The sequence below is a fragment of the Dactylosporangium sp. NPDC000244 genome (genome assembly GCF_040300725.1).
Classification (GTDB): Bacteria; Actinomycetota; Actinomycetes; order Mycobacteriales; family Micromonosporaceae; genus Dactylosporangium.
Window position 1 is genome coordinate 24569 of sequence record NZ_JBEPEH010000005.1, and the last position, 18348, is coordinate 42916.

Here is an 18348-nt window from a genome sequence, read left to right on the forward strand (position 1 = left end):
CTCAGCCCACCAGCACATCAGCCAGTTTGCGCGCACACAACTGGCGGCTGGCCGCGGTCCGGTCACCCTGCGCCGGTGCATCGCCACGTGGGATGTCCGCCGTACGGCGACCGCGGCGACGGCAAGCACCCGAGGTGCGGCAGCCGGACTAGAATTTTTTCAGTGCATGTCGGTTCGCTGTCCCGGCTGGTGCGACCGACACCCCCGCCCCGTGGGTTGGGGATCTCGGTCGCCGCCCTGCTGATCATGGTCGAGACCCTGCTGGTCTATCCGCTCCGGCAGGTCATGCCACCGTACATCCCGGGCCTGATCTACGTCCTCGGCGTGCTGGTCACCTCAGTGGTGTGGGGTATGTGGCTCGGGCTGGCCACCGCGGTGGCCAGCACGCTGGCGTTCGTCTTCTTCCACGTCCAGCCCGTCGAGACGTTCGCCGTCTCGGACATGCGGCAGGTCGTCGAGGTGGCGGTCCTGCTCCTCGTCGTGGTGCCTATGAGCGCGGTGGCGGACCTGTACCGGCTGCGCGCCGCCAAAGCCCAGGAGTCTGAGCTCACCGCTGAGATGGCCCGGCTACTGATGCACGCCGACGACCTGCAACCGGCGCTGCCGGCTGTCGCACGGTGCATTGCGCGATCCCTCGAACTGCCGGACGCCGCGATCCACCTCGCGGCCGTCCCTGGCGATGACCGGCACACGGCGTTTCCTCTGTGCTCCGGCACTGCCCAGTTCGGGACCCTGGTGGTGCCGGTCGGCGTGCCGAAGCGGACGACGCGGCGGCTGCGGGAGTGCGTCGTGCCGTGTTTGGCGTCGCTGCTGCGCGCCGGCCGGGAACGTGCGGGCGTGCTGGACTCGCTGGAATCAAGCCGGGAGCAGTTGCGCCGGCTCGCCGCCGAGCAAGCGGCGTTGGGGCGAGTGGCGAAGCTCGTGGCCCACGGCAGTCCTCCGTCCGACGTCTTCCGGGCGATCACCACCGAGTTGCACGGACTGCTGAGTGAATACAGCACGTGGCTGTGTCGCTATGAGCCCGACGGCATGGCGAGCGTTGTCGCGACCAACCTTACCGACCAGAACACCGACCAGGCGCGCTGGCCGATCGAAGGCGAGAACGTCCTGGTCAAGGTGCACGACACAGGGCGCGCCGCCAGGGTGGACAGGTTCGAGGACGCGCCCGGCCCTTTCGCTGCGTTCGCCCGTGAGCTGGGCATCCGTTCCGTCGTCGGGGTGCCGATCGTGGTTGACGGGCGGCTGTGGGGCGTGGCAGGCGTTGCGTGGGCCCGGCCCGAGCCTCTGCCGGCCGACACCGAGGCACGCGTCGCGGACTTCACCGACCTCGCCGCAACCGCCATCGCCAACGCCGACAGCAAGGCTGAGCTCGCCGCGTCCCGGGCCCGGCTCGTAGCCGCCGCGGACCAGGCCCGGCAGCGCATCGAGCGCGACCTGCACGACGGCGCCATGCAGCACTTCCTCGCCGTCGCGATGCACCTTGGTGTCACCCAGGCCGACCTGCCGCCGGAAATGTGGCAGGCCAAGGCGCAACTGGCACACGCCCTGTGCGGTCTGAACAGTGCCATGGACAGCCTGCGCGAGATCTCACGGGGCATCCATCCGACGCTGCTCGCTTCAGGCGGCCTGCCGACCGCGCTCAAGGCACTCGCTCGTAGATCGCAGGTGCCGGTCGACCTCGACCTCGACACCAGCCGGCGCATGCCGCCGGTGGTCGAGATGGCCGCGTACTACGTCGTCTCCGAAGCGCTGACCAACGCGGCCAAACACGCCCGCGCCACAGTCGTGCACGTGCAGGCGACATCCCGGAACGACGTCCTGCACCTGTCGATCCACGACGACGGCATCGGAGGCGCCGACCTGCACCGGGGGACCGGCCTCACCGGCCTCCGGGATCGCGTCGAGGCACTCGGCGGACACCTCACCATCACCAGCCCCACCGGCGGCGGCACCCGGCTGCTGGCCACCATCCCGACCACGTCCATCCCCTGCGCTGCTCCTGATTGAGCGGACCGCAGCGGGCCTGTGATGCGGTCAGCTCCATCCAGCTGGTCTCGCCATCCGCTGCAGCGGGCGGCGGCCTGAACCTGGAACACGCGGACGTAGGCTCTCAGGGATGCGGATCGGCGAGCTGTCAAAGCGCACGGGCGTGAGTCCGCGCTCACTGCGGTACTACGAAGCGCAGGGCCTGCTCACCAGCTCACGCTCCGAAGCCGGGCAGCGTCACTATTCCGATGCCGAGGTCCAGCGCGTGTCGCTCATCCGGCAGCTGTTCGATGCGGGCATGTCGAGCCGGGTGATCGCGACTGTGCTGCCATGCGTGGAGACCCCCGGCGACGCGGGCGTCGTCGAGCTGGCGTTCGCGACGATGACGCGCGTGCGCGACCGGATCGACGCCGACATCGCGCACCTGATCGAGACCCGAGATGCACTCGACGCGCTGATCAGGGCCAACAGCCAGCACCGGGCGGAGCTGTCCACGGCGCCGGAACCGGTGGCACGGTTGGCCTGATGCTGTGACCTGCACCTCAGCCGGTTGCCCCTTACATCGGTGTGAGCGGTGAGGATGGCGACAGAGCCCGGAACCACCGCGGCCGGTCGCACGAGAGGCAGGAGAAGATGGGGCAGGCGTGGGGTTTCGGCCGGTATGGCGGGCCCGAGGTGCAGGAGTTCTTCGAACGTCCCGACCTCGTCCCCGGTCGCGGCGAGGTGCTGATCCGGGTCGACGTCGCCGGCGTGAATCCCCTCGACCACATGCTGCGCTCGGGTCTGGTCTCCGGGCTCGACGGCGGGCGTCCGTTTCCCCGCGTGCTGGGCATGGAGGCGGCGGGAACCGTTCTCGCCCGGGGCGAGGACGTCGACGGGCTCGAGGTGGGTGACGCGGTCTTCGGCTTCGCACTCACCGGTGGCGGCACCTACGCCGAGACGACGGTGCTGTCCGCACCGAACACCGCGCGCATCCCGGCGGGTCTGTCCGCGACCGTGGCGGCAACGCTGCCGGTGGCCGGGACGACCGCGGTGGATGCGCTCGACCAACTCGGCCTCCCGGCCGGTGCCACGCTCCTGGTCAACGGGGTCGGGGGCGGGGTCGGCCTCGCCGTCGCCCGGCTGGCCGTCGGGCGCAAGCTGCGTGTGATCGGCACCGGGAGTACCGCCAAGCGCGAGCATGCCGAGACCATCGGGGTACGGTTCATCGACTACGCCGCCGGGGACGTTGTCGCCGCGGCACGCGAGCTGGTTCCGGGCGGCTTCGACGGGATCGTCGACCTGGTCGGAGGCGCCTCGCTGCGGACGGTCGCTCCGCTGGCCCGGGAACCCCGCAACGTCATCGCCGTGGGTGATTTGTCGGTGCCCGATCTCGGTGGGCGTTTCGTCGAGCGTCGCCTCGACCGCGAGAACCTGGAGCGGTCCGCCCGGCTGGCCCTCGACGGAGTCCTCGCGCCCGTGATCACCGCGGTCCATCCGCTCTCCGACGCCCCGGCCGCCCTCGCCACCGTCGAGAACGGTCACACTTCGGGCAAGGTTGTCATCAAGGTGGCATGAGCAGTGCCCGGCCGGCCGACATGGGCGGTGCGTGGCGGTGCTGCCGGCGCGAGCCTCAGGACAGTGCGATGCGCAGGCGGGCGTACGTCGGGATGAGCACCCGCCGCCCGTAGCGGCGCTCCACGATGCGCCATGGGCGGCCGGTCGCCAGCAGCGCACGCAGCAACGCGGTCAGCTCCGCCCGGGCCACCGGCGCGCCGAGGCACAGGTGCCGGCCGGCACCGAACCACAGCTGACGGTTATCGGGCAGGTACTCGCGGTCGAGGTCGAAGCCGCCCGGCGCATTGTTCGCCGTGTACGTCAGCATCAGCACCCGCTCTCCCGCGCGCAGCCGCCGACCGGCCACCTGCACGTCGGCGCTCACCGAGCGGCCGATCACCGGGGCGGGGGTGGTGACCCGCAGGCCCTCGCGGACCGCGTCGGCGATGCGGTGCGGCTCGGCGCGCAGCCGCTGCTGGGAGGCGGTGTCGTGCAACAGGGCGACCGTACGCGCCATCGCGCTCGCCGCGGTCTCGGTGCCGGCCACCATCAGCAGTACCGCCAGGCCCTCGGTCTCGCGGAGCCCCAGGCCCAGCTCCCGGCAGCGGCCCAGCAGCCGGTCGGCGGGCGCGTCGCGCCATGCGGCGGCGACCCCGCCGGTCATCTGGGCCACGATGGTGCGGGCGGCGGCGACGGTGGCCTCGGGCAGGTGCGTGGAGGCGGTGCTGCCCAGGGCGAGCGCGGCCAGGCGCTCGCCGGTCTCGAAGATGTCGCGGTACGCCGCGTCGTCGTCCGGCGCCGCGACGTGCAGGCCGAGCAGGTCGGCCACGATCCGCCCGACGACGACCCGGCCGAGGTCGGCGATGTCGACGGTCTCGCCGGCGGCCAGGGCGGCGGTGCACTGGTCGAGTCGCGGCCCGGCGACCCGGGCGACCAGCGCCGCCGCATTGTCTTCGGTGAACAGCTCGCGCGCCTTCGTGCGCAGCGTGTGGTGCCCGGCGCCGTCGAAGGCGTCGTACACCCAGTCGCCGAGGACCTGGGCCCACAGATGGCCGACACCGCCCTCGCCGAGCAGCGTGAAGTGCTCGGGGTCGTTGAGGATGCGCCGCGCGGTCACCGGGTCCGCGACCAGCCAGCCCAGGCCCGGCATCCGGCGGATCGGGCGGGCGAAGCGCCCGAGCGTGAGCAGCACGGGCAGTGCGGGCCGGCTCGCCGCCAGTAACCGCAGCTCATGACGCTGGGCAAGATCGAGTGCCACGCCGCCACGCTATTACAATGACGCACTGGCCGAAGTGGGGGTACGGGTGTGGAGCGACGGATCACCGCGCTCGGCGGGGTCGCGGTCCACCTGCCCGAGGACCGGCTGTCCAGCAGAGACGTCGAACGGCGCGTCGCCGCGCTCAGCGACGGGTTCGCCCCGCCGGTGGGGCTGATCCGCCGCCTCACCGGCGTCGAGCACCGCTACCTGATGCCGGCCGACTGGCAGGCCTCCGACCTCGCCGTCGCGGCCGCGCAGAAGGTGCTGGCCGATACCGGCACCGGACCCGCCGACGTGGACCTGCTCATCTTCGCCTCGGCGAGCCAGGACATGGTCGAGCCGGCGACCGCGCACATCGTGGCCGAGAAGCTCGGCCTGGGCTGCCCGGTGTTCGACGTCAAGAACGCGTGCAACAGCGTCCTCAACGCGATGGAGGTCGCCGACGCGTTCATCGTCTCCGGCCGGTACCGCCGGGTGCTCATCGCCTGCGGGGAGTCCCCGTCCCGGGCGACACGCTGGCGGGTGCCCGGCATCGGCGCGTTCCGCACCGCGTTCGCCGGCTACACCCTCTCCGACGCCGGCGCCGCGCTGCTGCTGCACGCAGCGCCCGCGCGGCTGGGCGGCCCCGGCATCCTCGGCTTCGGCGCCGCCGCGAACTCGCGCGTGTGGGACGTCGGCACGCTGCCCGCAGGCGGCTCGGCGCACCCGCGCGAGGAGGAGTACACCTATTTCCGCATCGACGGCGGGCGGCTGCGCGACGCGTTCTCCGCGCTCGGCCCGCAGGTGTTGCACGACACCGTGGATCGGCTCGGGCTGCGCTGGGACGACTTCGCGGTCGTCGGGGTGCACCAGGTGTCGCTGACGTTGCTGGAGGCGGTGCGCTCCGGCATCGGCGTGGCCGCCGACCGGCTTGTGGTGACCCTGCCCGAGCACGGCAATCTGGCCTCGGCGAGCCTGCCGCTGCAGCTGTCGCTCGCGTTGCGCTCCGGCCGGGCCGGCCCCGGCGATCTGGTTGCCCTCGTCGGGCTCGGCGGCGGTATCAGCCTGGGCATCACGGTGATCCGGCTGTGAGGCTGTGGGTGGTGATACCGGCGTACAACGAGGCGCCGGGCATCGCCGCGACCCTGCACGCGCTGGCCGCCCAGACCGACCGCGACTTCACGGTCGTGGTCGTCGACAACGGCTCCACCGACGGCACCGCCGACGTGGTCCGCGGGTTCGCCGGGCCGGTCGGTGCCGGGCCGGTGCAGGTCATCGCCGAGGCGCGCAAGGGCACCGGCGCGGCCGCCGACTCCGGCATGCGGCACGCGATCAGCCACGGCGCCACCCACCTGGCTCGCACCGACGCCGACTGCCTGCCAGACCCGGACTGGACCGCGTGCATCCGCGCCGCGTTCGGCGACGGCCTCGAGCTGGTCTCCGGGCAGTTGCTCCCACGCACGGACGAGGGGCCACTGCCACGCCGGTACCGATGGCTGCTCGTCGGCGCCGTCGAGGTGGCGGCGTGGTTCGGCAAGTTCCGCCCCGCCAACCGCGACCCCGCCTATCTGGGCCCGTACGTCATGGCGGCCGGCTGCAACATGGCCATCGAGGCCGGGCTGTACGAGCGGGCCGGCGGCTTCCCACGCACCGCGATCGAGGAGCTGCACGAGGACCGCGCACTGGTCAACGCGGTGCGCCGGCTGACCCCCGCCTACGGGCTGCGCCGCGACGTGAAGGTCCGCGGCTCGACCCGGCGGGTGCGGGCGTGGGGGCTGCGCCGGACGCTGGCGTGGTACGCCGACCACCGCTACCGCCCATCCATTGTAGACATTCGATGACCGCCCGATGGGAGCGGCGCATCCAGCTCGCGGCGCACCCGCTGACGTACCCGCTCGCCCGCGCCCTGGCCCGGCTCGGCCCGGTGGTGCGGGTGCCGGGGCTCGGGGTCGTGGTCAACGACGCCGCAACCGCGCGGGCGGTGCTCACCGACACCGACACGTTCAGCAAGGCCGCGCCCGGCTCGCCGGCCGACCTGTGGACCCCGGTGCTCGGACGCAGCGTGCTGCTGAACATGGCCGGCCCCGATCACGCCCAGCTGCGCCGCCAGCTGTCCGGCCTGTTCGCACCGGCCGCGGTGCGCGGGCTGTGCGAGCGGGTGCTCGCCGCCACCCTGACCGACATGACCCGCCGCCTCGCCGGAGGGGAGGGCGTCGACGTGGTCACCGAGGTCCGCCGCTGTGCGGGCGCGGTCATCGCCGAGCTGGTCGGGTTGCCAACCCACGAAACCCGACCAACAGCCCGCTTCGACGAGATGTTCGCCCGCGGCACGGAAGTCACGTCGATGGTGCGGCTGACCCGGCGCGGCCTGACCCCGCGCCAGGTCAAGCGAGCCCGAACAGTCATGGCGGAGCTCACCGCGCCGGCCGTGACCGCGTACCGCGCCGCCGATGTCCGCACCGTGCCCGGCCGGATGCGCGAGCTGGGCCTGACCGAGGACGAGGCGCGCGGCGCCGTCGCCGCGTTCGTCCTCACCGGCACCGAGACGCTAGTGTCGTTCGTGCCCCGGCTGGTCGCGCTCGGCATCGACAGCGGCTGGCTGGCCCGGCTCACCAACGATCCGTCCTGGTCGGACGCAGTTGTGGCCGACGCCCTGCGCTACACGGTGCCGTCGCCGGTCATGCTGCGCGGCGTCGCGGCCGCCGGCCGCGTCGGCCCGGTCGCCGTCGCCCCCGGCGATCGGGTCGTCATCATGACCCTGTCCTGCGCCCGCGCCCACGGCCCGTTCGACCCCGAACGGCCGCACCCGGCCGAGCTGCGCCAGCTGTGGTTCGGCGCCGGCGCGCACTTCTGCCTCGGCATGCCGCTCGCGCTGGCCGAGATCCACGCCTTCCTCGACGCGATCCTCGACGCCTGGCGGCAGGTCGGCCCGCTCGTCATCCGCGAACGCCGCGCCGCCGCGCGCGTGCTCATCCCCGGGTACGCCCGGCTCGTCCTCGGCCGCCCGTCGTGACCGACCTGCTCACCGCTCTGCTCGCCACCTGCGACGCGCGCGGCGACGCCCCGGCGCTGCGGGCGGACTCGGCGCGCCTGACCTACCGCGGACTGGGCGCGCGGATCCGGGCGACGGCGGCGGGGCTGCGCGCCGCCGGGCTGGCCGACGGCGACCGGGTGCTGTTCTCGGTACGCCCCGAGCCCGCCGGCGTCGTGCTCGCCCTCGGCATCGTCGCGGCCGGCGGCACCGTCGTCTTCGCCGACCCCGGCGCCGGCCCCGAACTGTTCGCCGCCCGCCTCGCCCACACCGCGCCCCGCTGGGCCGCCGCCGAGTCGCTGCTCTACGGGGTCAGCGCCTGGCGGGCGACCCGTAGCCTCGCCCGCCGCCGCGGAGTCCTGCTGCCCGCGTACGACCGTCTGCCGGTCCGCCACGTGTACGCGGGCCGATGGCTGCCCGGCGTACCCCGCGGCGCGCTGAGCGCGGCCCGCCTCGCCCGCTTTCCCGGGATGTCCGCAGTGGACGACGCCGCCGACCGGGAGGCGCTCATCGTGTTCACCTCCGGCACCAGCGCGGCACCGCGCGCCGTCGTGCACACCCGCGGCTCGCTCGGCGCCGGCCTGTCCGTGCTCGCCGGCCGCTGCGCCCTCGGCCCGCACGACGTGGTGCACACCGATCAGCTGATGCTGGGCCTGCCCGCGCTGGTCGCCGGCGCACTGTGGACGATGCCGCCGTACGGCCTCGCGCCCGCCGCCGACCCGGTCCGCTACGCCGCCGGCCTGACCGGGGTGAGCCACACGTTCTGCGTGCCCGCCGACTTCGCCGCGGTCCTCGACGCGATCGACGCCGGGCGGGTGGCCGCGCCGGCCGGCCTGCGCCACGTCCTGCTCGGCGGCGCCCCCGTCGGCCCGCCGCTGTTGCGCCGGGCCCGGCAGGTGCTGCCCGGCACCGAGATCCTCAGCGTGTACGGCATGACCGAGATCCTGCCGGTCGCCACCGCCACCGCCGAGGACAAGCTTGCCCATCGCGGCCCCGGCGACCTCGCCGGCGCGCCGCTGCCCGGCGTGCGGGCCCGCCTCGCCGACGACGGCGAACTGCTGGTCCGCGGGCCGAACCTGTGTTCTGGGTACCTCGGCGAGCCCCCGATGACCGAGCACGCCACCGGCGACCTGGCCCGTCTCGACGGCGACCGGATCGTCCTCATCGGACGGAAGAAGGACATGATCATCCGTGGCCGGGTGAACATCTACCCCGGCCTGTACGAACCGGCGATCGCCCGCCTCGACGGCGTCGCGCAGGCCGTCCTCGTCGGCCTGCCGGGCCCGTTCGGCGACGAGCGCGTGGCCCTCGCGGTGGTGCCCTCCGACCCCGAGGACGCCGCCGGTTCGCCGGAGCGCCTCGCCGCCGCGGTGCGGGCCGCGCTGCCCGGAGTGCTGGACGCGGGCGCGCTGCCCGACGCGGTGTACGTCGTGCCGGCCATCCCGGTCGCCGGCCGCACCAGCAAGCCCGACCGCGACGCCCTGCGAACCTTGCTGGAGGCGCGGTGCGCATCGCGGTGACCGGCGCGACCGGTTTCGTCGGCGGCGCCGTGGCCCGGGCCGCCGCCGAAGCCGGCTGGCAGGTGCACGCGTTCGGCCGCGCGCAGTGGGACATCGACCGCGGCCCGCTACCGGACCCGCCGGCCGTGGACGCGGTCGTGCACTGCGCCGCGAGCGTCAACGACTGGGGCCCGGCCGCGCCGACCTGGCGCACCAACCTCGACGGCACCCGGCACGTGGCGCAGACCTTTTCCGGTGTACGCCTGGTGCACATCTCCTCGGCCAGTGTCTACGACCCGTTCGTGCCGACGGTGTGCGCCCGCGAGGATGCGGCCCCGGTCTCGCGGTACCTGACCGCCTACGCCGCGTCGAAGGCCGCGGCCGAGCGCTTCCTCACCTCCCGACCGGACACGGTGGTGCTGCGCCCGCACGCGGTCTACGGCCCCGGTGACCGGGTCCTGCTGCCGCGGATCCTCGGCGCGATCCGCGGTCCCAACCTGTGGATCGTCGGTGACGGCCGCACCCGGCAGTCGCTGACCGCGGTCGGCAACCTGGTCGACGCCGCGCTGCGCGCCTGCGAGCCCGATGCCCCACCCGGCGTCTACAACGTCGCCGACGCCGAGCCGGTCGCCGTCACCGACGCGCTGCGCGAGCTGCTCGCCGCCCGCGGCCTGCGGGTCGGCGTCCGCAACCTGCCGGCTCGCCCGGCGTGGGTCGTGGCGGGTGCGGCCGAAGTGGCCTGGCGCCTGGCCCGCCGCCGCCGACCACCCCGGCTGACCCGGTATGCGATCGCGCACCTGGCCATGGAGCGCACCCTCGACCTGACCGCCGTTAGCACCCGCATGGGCCTGCAACCGGCGCCGACGTCCTTCGCCGGCGCCGAGACCTGGTGAGGTCCGGCGCGCTCCGCCGGCTGAGCCACGCTGCCGCAGTGGTCCAGGAGCCCGCCGCAGGTGTCGGCGAGGAATGCGCCGAACTACTCCTGGAGTCGGCCCATCTCCTCTGCGCCGAGGCGGAGTCCTCATGGCCCTGTTGTTGCCGCCCGTGGAAATGGCACGTCACGTCAGTGACACTTCGCTACCGGGGCGGGGCGGGCGGGTGCATACTTGGGTGTCAATGCGTCCGCAGGTGTTTGGACGCGCTTCTCACGTCACCTTGTGATGCGTAGGAACGCCTCGTTCGAGCGATGTGGCCGCGTTAGTCGCCTGAGGCCTCGTCGCATGGAGGCGCCATGGACACGCGCACGGCATCCCGTGAATCGTCGGGTCAGCGGGTAGCGGTGATGCGCCCCAGCGGCGGTGATCGTGGCCGAGGTGCCGCAGCTCGAGCCCGCGCGGGCACATCAGTCCGGGGCCCACGATGATGAGACTTGGCTGGAGACGTGTCGCCGCGGCCGTGGTGGTGGTCGTGGTCAGCAACATCGCGAGCTCGGAGGTCGCACACGCCGCCTTGACGGTTGCGGCAGCTGATGCCGCGGGCGTGGCCTTGCGTGGTGTACCGGTCAACACCACCGACAGCACCGGCGGCGTTGTCTCCAAGTCGTTCAGTACGCCCAGCGCGGCGGTGGCCGGCGACCTCCTCGTCGCGTCGTTGTCGTACAAGACTCCGGGGTTGACCGACATCGCCAACACGGCGCCGAGTGGCTGGACCAAGATTCCGGGTGAGCTGTTCGATGTCTCGATCACTACCGGCTCGCACCTGGCAGTGGTGGTGAAGACGGCGGTAGGGGGAACGGAGTCCGGCACGTGGGGGTTCGCGAGCGCGCCGGCCGGCATGGTGATCTCGGTGCTGGCGTACTCCGGCGCCGACACCACGATCAACACGACGAACGGCGTCTATCCGTTCGAGAAGTACGGCTACAAAGCGGAACCCGGCGGGACCAATACCACCACCCACACTGCCCCGGCCTTCACGCCCACGGTGGCAGGCAGTTGGGGCTTCGCCGCCTTCGCCTCCCGCGCCTCCGAGACCTGGACGCCGGGAGCGGGGCTGACCGAACGCTCCGAAACCAAAGCCGCCGCATCGGCCCAGGCCGTACTCGAGATCAATGACTCGAACGGTGTCATCGCCACCGGGAGCCCGATCACCTACTCGAGTACTGAGTCGGGCGGCACGTCGGTGCAGGTGAGTTTCGCCGGGAACATCAAGCCGAGCGGTCAGGCGCCGCAGCCGGGGCGTCCGACGGTGACCACCGGCGGCGCTACGAGCGTTACCGGCATTGCCGCGACCATCGCCGGCACCATCAACCCCAATGGGTTGAGCACCACGTATCACTTCGAGTACGGCACTACCACGTCCTACGGCACCCCGACGCCCTCACCGGACGGCTCGGCCGGGTCCGGCACGACCGGGACCCAGGTGCAGGCCAGTCTCAGCGGTCTGACTGCCGCCACGACGTACCACTACAGGCTTGTCGCGACCAACTCGGCAGGCACCACCAACGGCTCCGACGCCACCTTCACCACCAGCGCTGCGGGCAGCATCGGTTTTGTCGGGCCGTCGACATCGGGAGCGGCCGCGACCGGTGAGAAGCCGGAGAGCAAGGTGTGGTGGAACGACGGCGTCTGGTGGGCAACGCTCTACGACACAATCAGCCAGACCCACCACATCTTCCGGCTGGATCGGTCGACGGAGACCTGGATCGACACCGGAACGCAGACTGACAACAGGGCGGCGACGCACTCCGACACCCTGTGGGACGGTACCCACCTCTATGTCGCCTCCCATGTGAAGGCCAGTTCGTCGAGCGGGGCCACGTCCGGCAACCCAGCGCGGCTCTACCGCTACAGCTACACGCCCGCGACGAGGACGTACACCCTGAACACCGGATTTCCGGTCCAGATCGACAACTACTCCAGCGAGACGTTGACCATCGACAAGGACTCCACCGGCGCGCTGTGGGCGACCTGGACCCAAGGTTCGAAGGTCTACGCGAACTCCACGACGGGCAGCGACACGACGTGGGGCACGCCCTTCGTGCTCCCGGTCACCGGCGCATCGTCGCTGGACCCCGACGACATCTCGTCCATCGTCGCCATGGGCGACAAGGTCGGCGTGATGTGGAGCAACCAGGCCGACTCGGCGATGTACTTCGCCACCCACGCCGACGGTGCGGCGGCGGCAACGTGGTCGGCGACCACCACGGTGCTCGGCGGTCCCGGCTGGGCCGACGACCACATCAACCTCAAGGCCGATCGGTCCGGGCGCGTGTACGCAGCGGTCAAGACCAGCTTGGACGACGTCGGCGGCTCGGGGTCCGTGCCGCAGATCATGCTCCTCGTGCGGGACCCCTCGACCGGTGGCTGGGCGAGCTATCCGGTCGGCCGCCTCAGCGACTGCCACACCCGGCCGGTCGTCATGCTCGACTCCGAGCACCAGGTCATCTACGTGTTCATGACCGCGCCGGACAGCGGGTGTCCCTTTTCGGGGTCCGACGGGACGATCTTCATGAAGAGCTCCCCGATGGGCAGCGTCTCCTTCCCGCTGGGCCGGGGCACGCCAGTCATCAGAGACGCGGTGTCGCCGCACCTGAACAACGTGACCTCGAGCAAACAGTCGGTCACCAGCGCAACCGGCCTGGTCATCATGGCCAGCAACGACACGACGCAGCGGTACTGGCACGCGGACATCCCGCTGGGGTGATTAATGAGGGCAGCCCGGTGAGCCGGCGTAGGACCTCATCAAGGCACTGGCCACCGTGGACACCGCGCGGCCGGTCGGCGACCCGTGTGGTCGCTATCCCAGCGGCGCGGGCTTACTCCCGCTCGGCCGCCTTCTCACCCGTCTTCTCGCCCGGGGCGCGTGCGGTAAAACCTGATCACCATGGCCAGGCCCAGGGCGTCGGGAGTGTCCCGGCCCTGCGACAGTCCACATCGGACAGTCCAGTCGCTCGCGATCCCGGGTGATACAGCCAGCGACGTCGCCGATGTCGCGGTTACGGGCGTTCACCGGCTGTTAACGTCGCGTTCAAGCGAGGGCGCGGCGGCCAGCTCGGCCCTGCGTACCGATGCAATCGTTCTGGCGCCCATCGGGGGAGGGGCTTGATGAGAACTACTGCGCGTTTCGGTCTGGGTGAAACGCGAACGACCAATGGCGTGCTGGGAAGCAGCCGAGCGGTCCGCTGCATTGGGGGGAACCGATGACGGGTTCCGGCGACATCCACAATGCCCTGGATTCCGCCGTCGGTGCGTCCCCCGAGCCGGAACGGGACGACGAGTCGTCGATGCGCCTCCCGCGAATGCGGGACTGGACCGACCACATACCGGCCGAACCCATCAGCGGGGTTCCCGGGCGGCAGACCGTGAGCGTGGTGATCCCCACGCTGAACGAGGAGCGGAACATCGCCTGGGTGCTCAACCGGATGCCATCCATTGTGGACGAGGTGGTCCTCGTCGACGGGCATTCGTCCGACCGCACGGTAGAGGTCGCGCGCGCCGTCCGGCCCGACATCGTGATGCTGGACCAGCACTGCCGAGGCAAGGGAGACGCGGCGCGGGTCGCCTTCGCCGCGGCGAGCGGCGACCTCATCGTGATGATCGACGCGGACGGCAGCATGGACCCGAGCGAGATCCACCGGTACGTCACGCCGCTGATGAACGGGTACGACTTCGTGAAGGGCTCCCGGTTCCTCACCGCCGGCGGCTCGACGGATCTGACCGCGCTCCGGCGGATCGGCAACCAGATGCTCGTCCGGATGACGAACAGCATGTTCCTGGTCCGCTTTACCGATCTGTGCTACGGGTTCTGCTCGTTCCGTCGTGAGTGCCTGCCGGCGCTCGCCCTCACGGCGCACGGCTTCGAGATTGAAACCGAACTCGTCGTGCACGCCTTGAAGGCGGGATTGCGCATCGCCGAGGTGCCGAGCACCGAACTGCCGAGACGGTGCGGTACCTCGAACCTCCACACGTTCCGCGACGGCCAGCGGGTGCTCCGCACGCTGATCCGGGAGCGGATCGTGCGGCGGCCGCGGCCGGTCGTGGACCCGATCGACCACCGGGTCCTGCACACCTGGCAGTCGCAGACCGTCGACCTGCCCGACGTCGCGGCGCTCACCGAGGAGGTCCGGCCGTGACCGGCTACGCGGGCTCGTCCGCCAAGGACTCGACGGGTGCGCTGTGCGCGGCGCCGTGAGCGCGGGTCCTGGCCTGCGGCCCCGGCCGGGCCGGGCCGCCGGCACGAGCGCACCGTCTGTGATGAGCCCGGCACCGGCCGACGTGTGGAAGGAGGTGCTCGCCTCCGCCCCGCGGGCGCTGCCGACGCAGTCCCCGGAATGGCTGGAGTGCGTCTGTGCGGTCGACGGGTACGCGAACGCCTCGCGGCTCTACCGCAGCCCGGACGGCCGGCGGCTGGTGCTGCCGCTGGTGCGCCGCACACTCATCGCCCCGTTGATCGCGATGGAATCCTCGCTTCCGACCGGTTGGGGTGCGGCCGGTCTGCTCGGCGAGGGCGGTACCGTCCGGCCGGAGGACGTACAGATGGTCGTCGCCGACCTTGCCGCGCGACGCACGGTCAGTGTCTCGTTCCGCCCCGACCCTTCGACCGTGGAGTCCTGGGAGCAAGGCTGTCCGCCCTGGGTTCAGCGCGAGCCGCGCATGGCGCAGACTCTCTCCCTCGCCGGTGGCTTCGACGAGGTCTGGCGGACTCGGTTCCGCAGTGACACCCGTAACCGGGTCCGGCGAGCGGAACGCGCCGACGTCGTCGTCGAGCGGGACGACACCGGCCGGCTCGTCCCGGTCGTGCAGGAGTTGTACGCCAGATCCGTCGACCGGTGGGCACACCAGGACGGCGTACCGCTTCCGCTGGCGCGCTGGCGGGCGGCGCGCCTGGAGCCGCCGCACAAGCTGCCTACGGTCGCCCAGGTCCTCGGTCCGCGCTGCCGGATCTACGCCGCGTTCGTCGACGGGCGGCCGGCCGCTGCGATCGTCGTACTGCTCGGCCAAACGGTGGCCTGCATGTGGCGGGGCGCGATGGACGAGGAGCTCGTCGGCCCCACGTACGCCACCTACCTGCTGCACCGCACCGCCATCGAGGATGCGGCCGAGGCCGGGTGCGTGTCTTACCACCTGGGCGACTCCGCCCCCGGCTCGTCGCTGGCGCTCTTCAAGAGCCGCTTCGGCGCCGCTGAACAGCATTACGCCGGCTACCGGCTCGATCGAATCCCCATGGGCTCGCTGGCGCGTCGTGCGCGTGGCCTGGCCAGCGCGACGCTACGGCGCATGAGAGGGCGTGGGTAGGCCCGTGTTCCGCAGATCATCGCGGTTGCCGAAACCCCGCGCCGGACGCCGTCGCGTCCTGGTCGTGCTGATCACGATGTCGTTGGTCTCCGCGCTGCTGATCGTCGCATGGAGCACCGGCCAGAGACACGCGTCGGACCCGCTGCCCGACCCGTCGGACCCCGCCGACCCCGTCGGCTACGACTGGTCCGCGCCGAAGATCCACCGTCCCGACCCGGGCACCCTGGCCGTGGGCGTAACCCACACCCAGAACTCGATCGACGACTGGGGCAACCCTACGGCCTCCGCATCGGCGCAGGCCGTCCTGACCGCCACGGCGTCCTACCAGAACCAGCACATCTACGGGTGGGGGGCCGGCAACCCCGAGCCGAGCCCGGGAACGTTCGACTGGTCATCGCTCGACCGCCGGATGAAGCTCATCAGGTCGACCGGCGGCACCCCTGTGATCACACTGTGCTGCGCCCCTGACTGGATGAAGGGCGGTCGCCCCGGGGAGACCGACTGGGACCAGTTGGAGGTGGCGCCCCAGCCGCAGCACTACGCCGACTTCGCCGCGCTCGCTGCGGCAGTCGCCCGCCGGTATCCCGATGTGCGGCACTTTCAGGTATGGAACGAGTTGAAGGGCTTCTGGGACAAAACCCGGAACCGGTGGGACTACGAAGCGTACACGAAGCTCTACAACGCGGTGTACGACGCCTTGAAGGCGGTCGACCACAATGTCGCCGTCGGTGGGCCGTACGTCGTGCTCGACCTCTGGGCGAGCCGTAACGCCGGCGGTCACCCGTCCGACCTGGCCGGCGCCTGCGGCACGATCGACCAGCGCAGCCTCGACGTGCTCGACTACTGGCTGCAGCACAAGCACGGCGCGGACTTCGTCGCGGTCGATGCCGGTTCAGCGACCCGTGACGGCGGCCGGATCGCCGCGACCAGTACGAGCAGCGCGCTGTTCGGTGCCCTGACCCGATGGCTGCGGCAGCGGACGTCGCTGCCGGTGTGGTGGAGCGAGTTCCACGTCGGCCAGGCCACTGTGGACGGCCAGGCGAAACTGGCCGCCCGGGCCGTCGGTTCCCTGCTGCACATGGTCGATCAGAAGGCCGCCGTGGCACTCATCTGGCAACCGCAACGCGACGACGACCAACGCGAGGCGGACTCGCCGGCGCTGTGGAGCGCGACCGGCCGGCCGGATGGCGGCCGTCCCCTCGCGTACGCCGAGGCGGTCGCGCGGCTGCAGCAGGTGCTCGCGGACCGGGCCGGGGACAACGCCGTGACGTGGCCGATGCCGGAGCTGGGACTGGTTCGCGGCCGAACGGCGATGCTGCTCGTCCACCTCGGCGCCAGCCGGATCGAGGTCAAGGTGCAGGGGCGGTCGTTGTGGCTGGATCCGTACCAGGTGCGGTACATCCCCCTGCAGACCGACCGGCCGGCGGACTTCGCGCTGGCCGTCCAGCCCTCGCCGGCAACGGCACCGGCGGATCCGTGCCTCGTCCTCACAGCCGCAACCACACGATCGTCGGAGAGCACTCGATGACAAGCGACGACACGACCGATCGGACGGTACAGGGAGATCCGCATCGGTGGCCGGAACCCGCTGTAGCCGAACTCGGGCTCGCCCGTACTGTGCTGGCCGGGCTCGACGATGCGGGCGTACGGTGGTGCCTGCTGCGCGGCGGCCCCGACGGGCTCACCGCCGGGGACGACCTGGACCTCCTCGTCGCGGCGGCCGACCTCTCCCGGGCCGCGGCCGTCATCGAGGCGCACGGGCTGATCCGGCTGCGCAGTCACGGCCGGGGAACCCACCGCTTCTACCTCGGTCTCGACGCGTTCACCAGCACCTGGGTCGAGTTCGATCTCGTGACCGAGATCGCCTACGGCCGCCATTTCGAGGTGCGTACGGACGCCGCCGACGAGTGCCTGGCCCGGCGCCGGCGGCAGGACGGCGTGTGGGTGCTCGCGCCCGGAGACGAGTTCTGGGCGCTGTTGCTGCACTGCGTCCTCGACAAGGGCGCCTTCGCGGCGCGCCACGTGCGCCGACTGGACGACCTGGAACACGCGGCGTCGCTCGACGGCCCGCTGGCACGCGCGATGCCGGCCACCATCGCGCGAGCCCTGCTGCACGACTGGCGGGCGGGACGACGTGACGCCCTCGCCGCCCGGCGCCCCGCCCTGCTTGCCGCTTGGCGGCGAACCCGCCCGGTCAGCGTGGCCCGCCAGCTCGTCGCCTCGGCCGCGCTGCGGCTCGTGGAGCGGCCGCTGCAGGCCTGGAGCAGACGGGGGATCGGCGTCGCGCTGCTCGGCCCCGACGGTTCGGGGAAGTCGACGCTCGCCACGGGCATCCAGTCGGCGTTCTACTTCCCGGTGCGCCGCGTCTACATGGGACTGTGGCCGTCGAACGAGGCGCCGGTCGGCGTGGCCGCGCACGGACTGCGCATCCTGCAACGCCCCTTCACCGTGTGGCGTCGCTACCTGACCGCACTGCGCCACCGGATGCTCGGGCGGGTCGTGGTGTTCGACCGGTACGTCTACGACGCGCTGCTGCCGCCGCGCGGGCCGCTGGTGTGGCTCAAACGGCCGTACTTCCTGCTGCTGAGCCGGCTCTGCCCGGCGCCGAACCTGGTCCTGCTGCTGGACGTGCCGGGTGGCGTCATGCACCTGCGGTCCGGCGAGTACGACCCCCCGCACCTGGAGGCCGAGCGGGAGCAATACCACCGGCTGAGTCGGCGGATCCCGCACCTGCAGCGCCTGGACGCCGACCGACCGCCGGAGCTGGTGCTCGCCGACGCGATCGCGCGCATCTGGCAGTACTACGCGAGGCGGGTGGCCCGGTGA

The 18348-nt window shown here is 72.0% G+C and carries 14 protein-coding genes; 13 read left to right on the forward strand and 1 reads right to left on the reverse strand.

The window, feature by feature from the left end; translation table 11 throughout:
• Nucleotides 1-162 precede the first annotated feature (162 nt).
• From ABT369_RS08575 to ABT369_RS08585, 3 genes are all read left to right on the forward strand, one after another.
• On the forward strand, nt 163-2007 hold the full coding sequence (locus ABT369_RS08575; protein WP_350611086.1) for a sensor histidine kinase: 1845 nt from the start codon (nt 163-165) through the stop codon (nt 2005-2007).
• 109 nt (nt 2008-2116) lie between these two features.
• Nucleotides 2117-2512, forward strand: a complete 396-nt coding sequence (locus ABT369_RS08580) for a MerR family transcriptional regulator (protein WP_350611087.1) — start codon at nt 2117-2119, stop codon at nt 2510-2512.
• A gap of 107 nt (nt 2513-2619) precedes the next feature.
• Entirely contained in the window at nt 2620-3543 is a 924-nt protein-coding gene (locus ABT369_RS08585) for an NADP-dependent oxidoreductase (RefSeq protein ID WP_350611088.1), read from the forward strand.
• A gap of 55 nt (nt 3544-3598) precedes the next feature.
• Here ABT369_RS08585 and ABT369_RS08590 read toward each other — a convergent pair whose 3' ends face one another.
• Nucleotides 3599-4780 carry a cytochrome P450 gene (locus ABT369_RS08590; RefSeq protein ID WP_350611089.1) on the reverse strand — a complete coding sequence of 394 codons (1182 nt, stop codon included), beginning with the start codon at nt 4778-4780 and terminating at the stop codon, nt 3599-3601.
• Between the two features lie 48 nt (nt 4781-4828).
• Between ABT369_RS08590 and ABT369_RS08595 the strand changes: the two genes are divergently transcribed.
• From ABT369_RS08595 to ABT369_RS08640, 10 genes are all read left to right on the forward strand, one after another.
• On the forward strand, nt 4829-5851 hold the full coding sequence (locus tag ABT369_RS08595; RefSeq protein ID WP_350611090.1) for a 3-oxoacyl-ACP synthase III family protein: 1023 nt from the start codon (nt 4829-4831) through the stop codon (nt 5849-5851).
• Nucleotides 5848-6600, forward strand: a complete 753-nt coding sequence (locus ABT369_RS08600) for a glycosyltransferase family 2 protein (protein WP_350611091.1) — start codon at nt 5848-5850, stop codon at nt 6598-6600. Before ABT369_RS08595 ends, ABT369_RS08600 begins: the two co-directional genes overlap by 4 nt.
• A complete protein-coding gene (locus tag ABT369_RS08605) occupies nt 6597-7772 on the forward strand; it encodes a cytochrome P450 (protein WP_350611092.1) in 1176 nt (391 codons plus the stop codon). Before ABT369_RS08600 ends, ABT369_RS08605 begins: the two co-directional genes overlap by 4 nt.
• A complete protein-coding gene (locus ABT369_RS08610; protein WP_350611093.1) occupies nt 7769-9310 on the forward strand; it encodes a class I adenylate-forming enzyme family protein in 1542 nt (513 codons plus the stop codon). The genes ABT369_RS08605 and ABT369_RS08610 overlap by 4 nt, the downstream gene beginning before the upstream one ends.
• Nucleotides 9295-10182, forward strand: coding sequence for an NAD-dependent epimerase/dehydratase family protein (locus ABT369_RS08615; protein ID WP_350611094.1), 888 nt, complete (start codon nt 9295-9297; stop codon nt 10180-10182). Before ABT369_RS08610 ends, ABT369_RS08615 begins: the two co-directional genes overlap by 16 nt.
• Nucleotides 10183-10696: 514 nt before the next feature.
• Complete coding sequence (locus tag ABT369_RS08620; protein WP_350611095.1) at nt 10697-12931, forward strand: hypothetical protein; 2235 nt, start codon at nt 10697-10699, stop codon at nt 12929-12931.
• Nucleotides 12932-13427: 496 nt separating this feature from the next.
• Nucleotides 13428-14360: a glycosyltransferase family 2 protein gene (locus ABT369_RS08625; protein WP_350611096.1), complete on the forward strand. Its 933-nt coding sequence runs from the start codon at nt 13428-13430 to the stop codon at nt 14358-14360.
• A gap of 154 nt (nt 14361-14514) precedes the next feature.
• A complete protein-coding gene (locus ABT369_RS08630; protein ID WP_350611097.1) occupies nt 14515-15522 on the forward strand; it encodes a GNAT family N-acetyltransferase in 1008 nt (335 codons plus the stop codon).
• 64 nt (nt 15523-15586) lie between these two features.
• The gene (locus ABT369_RS08635) at nt 15587-17050 is read left to right on the forward strand and encodes a GH39 family glycosyl hydrolase (protein ID WP_350611098.1); all 1464 of its coding nucleotides are present in this window, start codon (nt 15587-15589) and stop codon (nt 17048-17050) included.
• Nucleotides 17047-18348 carry a nucleoside/nucleotide kinase family protein gene (locus tag ABT369_RS08640; protein WP_350611099.1) on the forward strand — a complete coding sequence of 434 codons (1302 nt, stop codon included), beginning with the start codon at nt 17047-17049 and terminating at the stop codon, nt 18346-18348. The genes ABT369_RS08635 and ABT369_RS08640 overlap by 4 nt, the downstream gene beginning before the upstream one ends.

Excerpts from the sequence above, each read along its gene's own strand:
- ABT369_RS08625 (WP_350611096.1), top strand. The coding sequence starts at position 13,428 with ATGACGGGTTCCGGCGACATCCACAATGCCCTGGATTCCGCCGTCGGT.
- ABT369_RS08585 (WP_350611088.1), top strand. The coding sequence starts at position 2,620 with ATGGGGCAGGCGTGGGGTTTCGGCCGGTATGGCGGGCCCGAGGTGCAG.
- ABT369_RS08640 (WP_350611099.1), top strand. The coding sequence starts at position 17,047 with ATGACAAGCGACGACACGACCGATCGGACGGTACAGGGAGATCCGCAT.
- ABT369_RS08605 (WP_350611092.1), top strand. The coding sequence starts at position 6,597 with ATGACCGCCCGATGGGAGCGGCGCATCCAGCTCGCGGCGCACCCGCTG.
- ABT369_RS08580 (WP_350611087.1), top strand. The coding sequence starts at position 2,117 with ATGCGGATCGGCGAGCTGTCAAAGCGCACGGGCGTGAGTCCGCGCTCA.